This is a genomic window from Archangium sp. Cb G35 (assembly GCF_001896145.1).
GTDB lineage: Bacteria > Myxococcota > Myxococcia > Myxococcales > Myxococcaceae > Archangium > Archangium violaceum.
Genome location: NZ_MPOI01000020.1, coordinates 262,666 through 274,060 on the forward strand (window position 1 = coordinate 262,666; position 11,395 = coordinate 274,060).

At 66.4% G+C, this 11,395-nt stretch carries 11 protein-coding genes; 4 read left to right on the forward strand and 7 right to left on the reverse strand.

The features are described 5' to 3' along the window. The first annotated feature begins 93 nt into the window (after positions 1 to 93). Positions 94 to 891 carry an RDD family protein gene (locus BO221_RS46915; protein ID WP_073567444.1) on the forward strand — a complete coding sequence of 266 codons (798 nt, stop codon included), beginning with the start codon at positions 94 to 96 and terminating at the stop codon, positions 889 to 891. A 2-nt stretch (positions 892 to 893) separates the two neighbouring features. On the opposite strand, the gene BO221_RS46920 is transcribed toward BO221_RS46915, so the two are convergent. Further along, positions 894 to 1,409 (reverse strand): outer membrane beta-barrel protein, encoded by a 516-nt coding sequence (locus BO221_RS46920; protein ID WP_073567445.1) that lies wholly within the window; start codon positions 1,407 to 1,409, stop codon positions 894 to 896. 114 nt (positions 1,410 to 1,523) lie between these two features. On the opposite strand from BO221_RS46920, the gene BO221_RS46925 reads away from it, so the two are divergent. Then, positions 1,524 to 2,579: a tetratricopeptide repeat protein gene (locus tag BO221_RS46925; RefSeq protein ID WP_083682534.1), complete on the forward strand. Its 1,056-nt coding sequence runs from the start codon at positions 1,524 to 1,526 to the stop codon at positions 2,577 to 2,579. 33 nt (positions 2,580 to 2,612) lie between these two features. Beyond that, positions 2,613 to 3,719 (forward strand): FHA domain-containing protein, encoded by a 1,107-nt coding sequence (locus tag BO221_RS46930; RefSeq protein WP_073567446.1) that lies wholly within the window; start codon positions 2,613 to 2,615, stop codon positions 3,717 to 3,719. 37 nt (positions 3,720 to 3,756) lie between these two features. Here BO221_RS46930 and sctV read toward each other — a convergent pair whose 3' ends face one another. Continuing rightward, entirely contained in the window at positions 3,757 to 5,886 is a 2,130-nt protein-coding gene (gene sctV / locus BO221_RS46935) for a type III secretion system export apparatus subunit SctV (protein WP_073567447.1), read from the reverse strand. 89 nt (positions 5,887 to 5,975) lie between these two features. Next, positions 5,976 to 6,413 (reverse strand): tetratricopeptide repeat protein, encoded by a 438-nt coding sequence (locus tag BO221_RS46940; protein WP_073567448.1) that lies wholly within the window; start codon positions 6,411 to 6,413, stop codon positions 5,976 to 5,978. Positions 6,414 to 6,551: 138 nt separating this feature from the next. Between BO221_RS46940 and BO221_RS46945 the strand changes: the two genes are divergently transcribed. After that, positions 6,552 to 7,163, forward strand: a complete 612-nt coding sequence (locus BO221_RS46945) for an SAM-dependent methyltransferase (RefSeq protein ID WP_073567449.1) — start codon at positions 6,552 to 6,554, stop codon at positions 7,161 to 7,163. A gap of 19 nt (positions 7,164 to 7,182) precedes the next feature. On the opposite strand, the gene BO221_RS46950 is transcribed toward BO221_RS46945, so the two are convergent. The 4 genes from BO221_RS46950 to BO221_RS46965 all read right to left on the reverse strand — a co-directional run bounded on the left by BO221_RS46950 (position 7,183) and on the right by BO221_RS46965 (position 10,999). Next, positions 7,183 to 7,677 (reverse strand): tetratricopeptide repeat protein, encoded by a 495-nt coding sequence (locus BO221_RS46950; protein WP_073567450.1) that lies wholly within the window; start codon positions 7,675 to 7,677, stop codon positions 7,183 to 7,185. A gap of 74 nt (positions 7,678 to 7,751) precedes the next feature. Continuing rightward, positions 7,752 to 8,807, reverse strand: a complete 1,056-nt coding sequence (locus BO221_RS46955; RefSeq protein ID WP_073567451.1) for a DUF1521 domain-containing protein — start codon at positions 8,805 to 8,807, stop codon at positions 7,752 to 7,754. Between the two features lie 433 nt (positions 8,808 to 9,240). Beyond that, positions 9,241 to 9,459, reverse strand: a complete 219-nt coding sequence (locus BO221_RS46960) for a hypothetical protein (RefSeq protein WP_043405211.1) — start codon at positions 9,457 to 9,459, stop codon at positions 9,241 to 9,243. A gap of 148 nt (positions 9,460 to 9,607) precedes the next feature. Continuing rightward, entirely contained in the window at positions 9,608 to 10,999 is a 1,392-nt protein-coding gene (locus BO221_RS46965) for an ATP-binding protein (RefSeq protein ID WP_073567452.1), read from the reverse strand. Positions 11,000 to 11,395 lie beyond the last annotated feature (396 nt).

Consider the following 11,395-nt stretch of genomic DNA (forward strand, 5'->3'; position numbering starts at 1 on the left):
CGGAATTGTCGCGAATGGCACTCAGGACGTCGAGCCACCGGAAATATTCTGCGGGGCGTGCCCGCGAGGGCTCCACGCGCCTAGACTGGAGCCGTGACGGACACGCCCGACACCCTCCTCGACGGCACCCACACCGTGCTCACGCCCGAGTACGTGGAGTTCCGCTTCACGCTCGCGGGCCTCTACTCGCGCTTCCTGGCGTGGCTGATGGACGCGGTGCTCGTCGGTGGCCTCACCATGGTCCTCCTCATCGGGCTGAGCGCGACGATGGTGGCCTTCCCCGGCTTCGCCAGCGCGCTGGGGTTCGTCCTCTACTTCCTGGTGGACTGGGGCTACGGCATCGCCCTGGAGACGGCCTGGAGCGGGCAGACGGTGGGCAAGCGGGTGATGGGCCTGCGTGTCATCCAGCAAAGCGGCGTGCGCATCGGCTTCTACCATGCCGCGCTGCGCAACCTGGCGCGGCCGGTGGACCGGTTGCCCTTCTTCTATCTGGTGGGCGGGGTGACGGCGCTGCTGTCCGGCTCGCAGCAGCGGCTGGGGGACATGCTCGCCGGCACCATCGTGGTGCGTGAACGGCGCCTCAAGGCTCCCTCGGCGCTCGAGGCGTCGGCGGACGAGGGGCTGCTGGCGGATCCCCTCTTCGTCTCCCGAGTGAAGCGGTTGAGCGCCGAGACGCGGGAGCTGGTGCTCACCGCGGCCCTGCGGCGCGAGGAGCTGCGGATGGAGGCCCGGCTGCGCCTCTTCTCCGCGCTCGCCACGAAGCTGCAGGAGCTGCTGGCCCTGGAGAAGCCGGCCCACCTCTCGGACGAGAAGTGGACGCTGCTGGTGGCCGCGGCCCTGCTGCCCTCCCCTGGCGCGCGGCGGGGAGGCACGGTGCGTGCGGTGGCCTAGGACTAGAAGTAGACGGACGCTCCGCCCGACAGGATGAGCGACGTCTGCACCCGCTCCGTCAGCGACAGGTAGGCGTTGAACTGCGCGCGGGCGCCCAGGCTGATGGAGTCCGACACGAAGAACTCGATGCCCGCGTTGGGCCCGATGCCGAAGAAGTTCGAGTCTCCCTGCGGCTTGAAGACGTGCAGGTAGCTCAGGTCCGCGCCCACATAGGGCCGGATGGACTCCTCGAAGAAGAGGTAGCGGACGCCGAGCGACGGGGCCAGGCCCACCACGCGCTGCCCGCTGATGGGATCCTCCGGGAAGGCGATCTTCGTCAGCGAGACGACCTCGAAGCCGCTCTCGATGTAGAGGGTGGCGTCGAAGCCGACGAACACGGTGCTGGTGAGGCTGGCCGTGTTGTTGAAGTTCATATAGCCCAGCGACAGGCCGAGGCTGCGGTTGGCGAACTGGGCGTGGGCGGGGGCGGCCGAGAAGAGGGCCACCAGGCTGGCGAGGGCGAGCAGGAACGAGCGCATGGGGGCGGACTCTAGCGTCCCCAGGTGGCGGCTAAACCACTGAAACCGCACGGAATCTCCGGGTCGGGGGGCGTTGATCCGGGAGGGGGGCCTCTCCTACACTCCCACCCCGTCATGCGTTCCCTCCGCTCCGCCCTCGCCCTCCCCCTGCTGCTGGCCTCCGCCTGCGTCACCACCCCGCCGCCATCCGAGCGAGCTCTCGTGAACAACGAGCTGTGCGTCAAGGAGCTCGACAAGGGGGACCTCAAGCAGGCCGAGGTGTATTGCGACCTGGGCCTGGAGTTCGCTCCCCAGTACGCGGACCTGTGGGCCAACAAGGGCCTGATCGCCATGTACTCGGGGAACAAGAAGCTGGCGCGCGAGCACTTCATCAAGGCCATCCGCTTCAACCAGGAGCACGCGGCCTCGTACATGAACCTCGGCAAGCTGTACCTGGACGAGCAGGCCTACGGAAAGGCCCATGACAGCTTCCAGCGCGCCCTGAAGGTGAACCCGGACTACATCGAGGCCCGCTACAACCTGGGGCTCACCTTCATCAACCTGGGCAAGATGGACAAGGCGGAGAAGGAGTTCCTCACGCTGCTGGTGGTGGACCCCAACAACGCGCAGGCCCGCCATGACCTGGGCATCATCCGTTACCGCCAGGGCAGCCTGGATGAGGCCGCGGCGGAGATGATGAAGTCCGTGCAGCTGGCGCCCAACCTGAACCCCGACTGGTGGAACAACCTGGGCGCGGTGCAGATGGAGCTGGCCCGGTACGCGGAGGCCGTGGAGTCCTTCGCCAGCTGTGTGGCGGTCAAGCCGGACCATGCGGTGTGTCTCAACAACCTGACCATCGCCAAGAAGAAGGCGGCCCTGGTGGACTCGGGCCTCAAGCAGTTCCGCGACACGCAGCGGGCGGAGAACAGCGCGGAGTCCCTCTTCGTGCTGGCGCGCAAGTACAAGGACGAGGGATTTCTGGCCGACGAGGAGCGCACCTACAAGGAGTGCCTCAAGCGGGATGGCAAGTACGCGCCCTGCCACTACGGTCTGTTCGAGATCTACTCCAACGGCCAGAAGCGCCAGCACGCCGAGGTTGCGTGCAAGAACTTCCTCAAGTACGGCTCGGTTGAGGATTTCCCCACGGAGTCGGAGACGTGCGAAAAGTTCCTCAGCGCGAAGTCGTACTAGTGCGCGCCCGGAACCCCGCCACCCGCCATCGCGATGAGCGTCAGGCTAACGGTCAAACAGAGCAGTGAAGCCGGTGCCAAACCCACCGAGCACGTCCTGGACGACGCCATCATCACCCTGGGCCGCGACAAGGGCTGTCAGGTGGTGCTGGCGCAGCAGGCCGTGTCGCGCAGCCATGCGCGCATCACCCAGGAGGGCAACCTCTTCTTCCTGGAGGATCTGGGCAGTGCGTACGGCACCCAGGTGAACGGCAAGCCGCTGCCCAAGGGCGAGAAGCGGCTGCTGCGCAACGGTGACGTCATCGTCATCGCGCAGTTCGACGTGCGCTTCGACAAGGTGGCGGATCTGCCACACGACGTGGAGTCGCAGAAGACGTCCTTCGTGGCCCGCAACATGGTGAAGGACGTGATGCGGGGCCTGTCGGGTGGCGAGGAGCGCTACCTGCGGGTGATGAACGGCCCGCGCGAGGGCGAGCGGCTGGAGGTCAACGACGCGCAGGAGTTCACCATCGGCCGGGACGACTCGGCGGATGTCATCTTCCGGGACGATCTGATCTCCCGCCAGCACGTGAAGGTGCGGCGCGACTGGTCGGGCACGCACGTGGAGGACCTGGGCAGCCGCAACGGCATCAAGGTCAACCGCAAGCGGGTGAACCGCAAGACGCTGAAGGACGGTGACGAGCTGGAGGTGGGTGGAGTCCGCTTCGTCTACGTCTGCCCGTCCGAGGCGCCCGAGGAGCAATCGGAGGCCCTGGCGGTGCCGGTGGTCTCGTCGGACAACGAGCCCAGCTCGAGGACGCACCCGCTGCCGGCCGCGCGCGAGCGCACGCCCTCGGGGAAGCGTTCGGGGGCGTCCACCGAGAAGCCCGCGGAAGAGGAGCAGGAGCAGGAGCAGGAGGCCAGCAGCGAGCCCGCGGCCGAGGAGCCCGCCGCGGAGCAGCCCGAGCCGGAACCGGCCGCCGAGCCGGAGCCTCCCGTGGAAGAGCCGGTGAAGCCCGCGCCCCCGCCGCCCGTGCGCCGCAAGGAGCCGGAGAGCGAGGTGGCCGAGCCGGACGTGAAGCGCTACATCCCGCTGGTGGCGCTGGGCGTCATCTTCCTGATGGCGGTGGGCGTGCTGATCGCCCTGTTCATGGGCGTCTGAGCCAACGCCCTCTCCCAGAGGGAGAGGGCACCTGCCACTACCGGATGGAGATACGGGCCACCGGCTGGATGTTCAGCTCGGGGGACAGCTCCTGGAAGCTGACGACGGAGAAGGGCGGGTTGAACTCGTACTCGAGCAGCTTGCGGACGTAGCGCCGGATGTCCATGGCCGTGAGGATGACGGGGCGCTGCGCGCTGGGCGGCAGGTGGCCGCACTCGGACTTCACCGCCTGGACGATCTCCTGGGCGATGTCCGGCTCGAGGGCCAGGTGGGTACCGGCGGAGGTGCGCTTGATGGAGCCGCGGATGGCCTCCTCGATCTGCGGATCCAACAGGTAGACCACGAGGGTGCCCGTGCCACGGGCGAACTTGTGGGACACGTAGCGCCGCAGGCTGGAGCGCACGTGCTCGGTGAGCATGACGTTGTCGGCCTCGACCTGGCCGTACTCGGCCAGCGCCTGGAGGATGCCGCGCAGGTCGCGGATGGAGATCTCCTCCTCCACGAGGCGCCCGAGGATGTCCGTGAGCTTGAGCACGGTGACGACCTTGGGAACCACTTCCTTCACGATGGCGGGGAAGGCCTTCTCCAACTGGTCGAGCATCGACTGCGTCTCCTGGACGCCGATGAACTCGCGCGCCTGGCGGCGCAGCACGGCGGCCAGGTGGAGGATGATGTAGCCGGGCACATCCCACGTGGTGAGACCGGCGGCCTCGAGCGTGTCCTTGTGCTGCTCGGGGACCCACGCGGCGGCCTGACGGGTGGCGGGGTTGACGGCCTCGAAGCCCTGGATGTTCATCAGCTTCAGGCGCTCCACCGTGTCGTTGACGAGCACGTGGCCCAGGGTGGCCTGGCCCGTCACCACGGGGACTTCGTTGATTTGAATCTGGTAGGCGCCGGGAGGCAGGTTCGAGTTGCCGCGGGCGCGCACGCCCGGGAAGCGCACGCCCATCTCCACGAAGAGGCCGTCGCGCATGAAGGGGATGAGCTCGAAGAGGAACTTGCCGTTGTCCTGGCGCGAGTCCACATAGGGCACCAGGGAGTCGGAGACCTCCAGGACGATGGGCGTGACGACGGGGATGAAGAGCTCGGAGTCCGGGTTGATGGCCTCCTTGGGCTGCGGCTCGGTGGCCGCGGGCACCTCGCCCTCAGGGGTCTCGCCACTGAGGCCGGCCGCCTCGCCCGCCGCCACCGCCTCCTCCTTCTTCAGCATCTTCCAGGAGCTGTAGCCGGCACCGGCGGCCAGCAGGAAGAAGGGAATCTTGGGCAGACCGGGGATGAGGCCGAGCACCACGAGCATGCCCGCGGCGATGGCGATGGCCTTCGGGTAGGCGGTCAGCTGCGCGCCCACGTCCGCGCCGAGGTGGTTGCCCTCCTCGTCGCCGCCCACGCGCGTCACGATGATACCGGCGCAGGTGGAGATGAGGATGGCGGGGATCATTCCGACCAGACCGTCACCGATGGTGAGCAGCGTGTACTTCTCCGCCGCGGCGCCCACCTCCATGCCCTTCTGCATCACACCGATGATGAGGCCACCGACGATGTTGATGACGGTGATGATGATGCTGGCGATGGCGTCGCCCTTCACGAACTTCATCGCGCCGTCCATGGCGCCGAACAGCTGGCTCTCGCGCTCCAGGTCGCGGCGCTTGCGCTTGCCCTCGTCCTGGTCGATGGAGCCGGCGCGCAAGTCAGCGTCGATGGACATCTGCTTGCCGGGCATGGCGTCCAGGGTGAAGCGCGCGGCCACTTCGGCGACGCGCTCGCTGCCCTTGGAGATGACGATGAAGTTGACGATGACGAGGATGATGAAGATGACCAGACCCACGACCATGTTGCCGGCCACCACGAAGTGACCGAAGGCCTCGACCACCTCGCCCGGATCACCCGTGAGCAGGATGAGGCGCGTCGTGGAGATGGTGAGCGCCAGCCGGTACATCGTGGTGATGAGCAGCAGCGTCGGGAACACCGACAACCGCAGCGCCTGCGGCACGTACAGGGAGATGAGCAACAGCACCACGGAGACGCTGATGTTCAGGGTGAGCAGCACGTCCAGCAGCATGGGCGGCAGCGGGACGATCATCATCCCGATGATGGCCACCACCACGCACGCCAGGACGATGTCTGAGTACTTGGACAGGAAGCTGTTGCTGTTGCTCTGGGCGGACATTCAGTCCGCAAGCCTAGCGAAACCGGACTGGTTTCCCAAGCCTCCACCCCACGCCCTCGGCCGGGAGCATGCGGCCAGGCGAGCCCGGCCTACTCCTGGGAGGCCTCGGCGTCCCGCTGGGCCTCCTCGGCGCTCTGGCGCGCCGCCGCGGCCAGGACACGCGCACGCTCGGTCAGGGGGTCCTTGTTCTCCGGGTCCAGCTCCACCACGCGGGTGAAGTCATGGACGGCTTCCATGATGTTGCCCAGGCGCAGGTGGACCTCGCCGCGGTTGATCAGCGCCGCGGTGTCCGAGTCATTGAGGCGGATGGCCTCGTTGAAGTGCACCAGCGACTCGTCGAGCTCGTCCACCGCCAGACAGGTGGCGCCCATGGCCGTGCGGTAGTAGCCCTCCGTGGGGTCCAACTCCAAGAGCTCCTGGAAGATGACACGAGCCTCGTCGTAACGCCCCTGCTCGTACATCTGGAAGCCCTGCATCGCGTGCTGGAGCAGGTCGGGCGGAGAGACTTCGGGATCGGAGTTCGCCATGGTGGTGGGGACGGGACGGAGGAAGTCAACCTCGATGGTACTACGAGCCTCCGAACCGACGGAAGCTCCCTACCGGAATTACAGGACAGGCCGCACAGAAACGTCCTCCCGGGACGGACCTTCCGTAAGATGGGGCACATGGAACTCGCGCGCGCGCAGGAACTCTTCGAGCAGCTCTACTCGGGCTTCTCCGGCTACGACATCGCCCGGCAGGAGAAGGAGCGGCTGGGAAAGCAGGAAGCGGCCACCACCTACGGGGAGGTGATTCCCCCGGCCTTCCATGACGTGATGCTCGCGGCCGCGCCGCAGCCGGGCGAGGTGTTCTTCGATCTGGGTTCCGGAACGGGCAAGGCCACCATGCTGGCCGCCCTCGCCTTCCCGTTCCGCCGGGTGGTGGGCATCGAGCTGCTCCCCGGCCTGGGGGACGCGGCCCGCCGGGTGCTGAGCCACTACGACGCGCAGATCCGCCCCCACCTGGGGCCCGAGCACCAGGAGCAGCGCATCGACTTCATCGATGGGGACTTCCTGGTGGAGGATCTCTCCGAGGCCGACGTGCTGTTCGCGCATGGCACCTGCTACGGACCGGAGCTGATGGGCAAGCTCACCCACAAGCTGGAGGAGCTCAAGCCGGGCGCGAGGGTCATCATGGCCGGACAGACGCTGGCCTCCCCCGAGCTCGTCTTCCAGAAGATGAAGGTGATGAAGACGGACTGGGGCTCGGCGCTCGCAGCGGTGTACAAGCGCCGGTAGGCCCCTCCCGCGAGGCGGGTTACTTCGCCTTCCCCGCCTTCTGCAGCATGGTCAGGGTGGCGCGGGCGCGCTTGGTGTTCTCGCGCTTGGCATCGGGATCCAGCTTCAGCGCGGTCTGGATGTCCTGGACGGCCCCGTTCACGTTGCCCTCGCGCAGGAGCAGCTCGCTGCGGCCCACCAGGGCATCCACGTTGCCGATGTTGAGCTCGAGCGCGCGGGTGTACTCGTCCTTGGCCTCGGCGTACTTCTCCAGGTGGGCGTAGGTCGACCCCAGGTTGCAGTGGAAGACGCTGTCGTAGGGGGACGCCGCCACCAGGCCCTTGAAGATGTCCAGCGCGTCCTGGAACTTCCCGGTCTTCAGCATCTCGTGACCGCGTGTGGCGATCTGGTAGAGCATCTCCTGGGACAAGCCGAGGAACTCCGCCGGAGTGATCTCTCCGACGACGAGCTTTTCACCGAGCTCTTCCGAGATGACGCGCGTGGTACCGGCGGGATTCTGCGGGGTATTGCTCACGGGATCACCTGTGGGGAAAAAAAAGACGGGAGGGCCGCGCACGACCCTCCCGCCCGATGAGTCTAAACCAGAGCTCAGAACGTCCGGAAGCGGTTCTGGTTGATGCTGCGGGTCAGGTCGCTCAGGGAGGACCACTTGTCCATCATGCGGCCGATGTCCTCGAAGCTGTTCTTCAGGGTGGCCTGGCGGCGATCCACCCAGCAACCACCGCGCGGACCGTGGGTGGTGGGGCGCTCGAAGGGGTTGTTCTTCTCGAGCTTCTCGGTGAGCTTGCGCAGGGAGTCGAACAGCTTGGACATCTGGTTGAAGAGGTCGCCGAGCTTGCCGAAGAAGCCACCCGGCTTGGTGGTGGAGGGCTTCACCGCGGGCTTCGTGTTGCCCGGAGCCAGGTCGTTGCCGAGCTTGAAGGACTCACCGCCGTTGTTGCTGCCGACGATCTCCTTGCCCGTGAAGGACCAGTCGTCGGTCTCCTTGCCCATGACGAAGACGTCCTTGTTGCCAAAGCTGTTGGCGTGGGCGAAGCCGTCCTGGGTGACGGGGCCCGTCTTGCCCTTGCCCTTGTCGATGTCGGTGACCTGCACGCGGTCGTTACCGGAGATGATCTCCAGCTTGGCGGAGACCGTCATGCCGTTGCCGTAGGGGGCGGTGGTGCAGTTGATGCGGGTGCCGTCGCCGAGCACGAAGGTGCTGTCGCGCTTGAAGTCCCACTTGCCACCGTCGCCCTCGTCCACGTGCGGGTCGCCCCAGACGCGGGTGTTCTTGCCGTCCGGACCGGTGATCTTCCACTCGAACTGGCTGGTGGCCTCGATCTTGTAGCCGCCCGGGGTGGTGATGACGCCGTTCTTGTCCGTCTTCAGGCTGCCGGACGGGTGGGAGGAGTCCGAGGGCGCCGGCGGGGTCGGGGTGGCGGGACCGCCGTTGCCGACGACCGAGTAGAAGATGTCCATGATGGACCGGTCGGTCCGGAAGACATCGGTCTCCACCGTGTTGTTGGCGGCGTTGGCGGCCGTGGTGGCGGCGGTGGTCTGAACCTGGCCGGCGTCCTTGGTGGCGCCCAGGGTCTGCAGCTCAGCCGTGGTGGTACGAGCCGTGGTCACAGTGTTCGGAGAACCACCGATCTTGGTCGACATGATGTTTCGTCCTTTCTTTCTCAGGCGCGCAGAAAGCTCTTCGCACCAGGTCAGAACATCTCGTTGAGGGAGTGGCGCCGAAGCGCCGCCCGCTGTGCTTCAGTTATTTCCATTATCGAGCCACCCCACCGAAGGTTTCCTGTGGCCTCGCGAAAGTGATTTTTCCGCCCAGGATTCCTCTGCCAACCCCCGAGGTCGGGAGTGGAATCCACGATCGGGAGTCCGTCAAGCCCACCATCCCGGGAAAGAGGAGTTCCAAGCGAAACCGGCCCCGCGAGGTCCTCTCTGGAGAGGGCTCGCGAGGCCGGTTCGAGGCTGCCTGGCTGCTTGCGCCGGTGGAGCCCCATGGGCCCCAAAAGCGAAACCGGCCCCGCGACACCTCTTATCGAGGAGCGCGAGACCGGTTGGGACTACCCAGCTGCAGGAGGCGCTATCAGCCGCCGATGTTGCGGATGACGGACATCGCCATCTCGTGCATCTGCTTCATCATCTGCGTGATGAGCTGGGTCAGCTCCTGCTCCTTCTGCATCTTCATCTGCGCCTCCATGAACGGCTTCATCTCGGCGGGCGCCTTGTCCAGCATGTCCTGCTGCGCGCCAGACAGCTTGCCCATTGCTCCGATGCCGGCGTTCGCGATGGAAGAGAGGCTCATTGTATTCTCCAGTGTTTTCGAAGGGTTGGTAACTCGGTGGGGGTGCAGCAGCTACCTGACATCCTGATTATCGGCCCCTCCCCCTCGGAGTTTCCTCCTTCTTTTCCGGATCATTTTTTTCCCGGGCCCTCTCCCGCCCTGCACGGGCTCAATGCGTGAGCTCCGTCCGCGATGGTGGAGGAGCGCCCTCGCCCTCGTGGAGCAGCTCCCAGGAGGAACCGGCACGCGGGAGCTCGAACCAGAACGTGCATCCCTTGCCCCATTCGGACGAAACACCGACCCGGCCGCCGTGCCCTTCCGCCAGCTTCTTGACCGTGGCGAGTCCCAGCCCGAGCCCATCGGCACCGCCGCGCTGTCCGCGGAAGTACAGCTCGAACAAGACGGGCAGCTTCTCCGGGGCGATTCCCGGTCCCGTGTCGATGACCTCCGTGCGAACAAAGGCCCCCGCTTCACTCAGGCGGAGGGTGATACGCCGGCTCGGTGCGTCACCCATGTACTTGATCGCATTGCGGACCAGGTTGCCGAGCAGGCTCAGGTAGACCCCCGTACTGCATGCGACGAAGACGGGCGGAACCGGCTCGGACTGAAGCTCGATACCGGCCTGCTCCGCCTCGGCCGCGAATCCCCCCAGCAGGTCGGCGATGACCGTCCGTAGCTCGGTCCGGGCACCTGGATCCGGCCTCGCTCCGGACCGGGCGAAGTCGAGGAGCGCGGTGGTGATCGCATCCGCTCTCGAGAGCGAGCGGATGACGCGCTGGAGGGAGTGGCTCGACGCCTCATCCACACTCTTCCGGAGCGCCAGCTCGGCGGCCATCCGGGCAGCGGAGAGTGGATTGCGGATATCGTGGGCGACGCGGCCCGCGAACTGCTCCAGCTCCGCGGCACGCATTTCCAGGGCTCTCGTATGCGCGTCGAAGAGCGCGCGGCGCGCACGCGACTGGCGATGGAGCAGCCAGGCCACGATCACGGCCAGGAGGACACAGACCGAGGTGAGGCCGATGGAGAGCCAGAGGGTCTGGCGCCGGGTTTCGCGGATGTCCGCCGCCAGCTCACGGCCACGGACGGCGTTGAGCTCGCTCGCACGCGAGATGTCCTCGAGGACGCGCCGAGCCGCCGGTTCGACCTGCTGACCGAACATCGCACTGGCCTCGGCCCCCTCGTTCGACTCCGCGAGCTCGCGCGCCTGCTGGACGGCATTGTCGAACTGCACCCAGGACTTCTGGACGTCCAGCCACAGCACCTGCTCGCCGGGGTAGGACGGGAGACTCAAATACTCATACGTTCCCTGCTTCACCCGCGCCGATGCGGTCTCCAGGGTCCGTCCCAGCTCGGGCCGAAGCTGGGGCTCGTGGATGAAACGCGAGAGGGCCAGCTCGGTTTCCAGAACAGCCCTGCGAGCAACCGCCAGGTGCTCGATGCTCGGGGCCGAGTTGTGGATGATGCTTTCGGAGAGCGCACCGACAGCCGCGGAAGAGCGCTGAACGAGGAGGTTCGTCACGAGGAAGCTTCCCACGACGGCCGCGAAGGCGAGCGCGAGCATCCTCCCGGACACATCTTTCCCAGATGGCGGCAGAGAAGACATGGTCAACCCATGTGCCCCGCCGCTCCCTGCGTCAAGCTCGACACGATGGACCGAGCTCAACCCCGCTGGGTTGGCCACCAGGCGTTCAGAATTGAATCGATGAAAAGCGAAACCGGCCCCGCGACGCCTCTTATCGAGGAGCGCGAGACCGGTTGGGACTACCCAGCTGCAGGGGGCGCTATCAGCCGCCGATGTTGCGGATGACGGACATCGCCATCTCGTGCATCTGCTTCATCATCTGCGTGATGAGCTGGGTCAGCTCCTGCTCCTTCTGCATCTTCATCTGCGCCTCCATGAACGGCTTCATCTCGGCGGGCGCCTTGTCCAGCATGTCCTGCTGCGCGCCAGACAGCT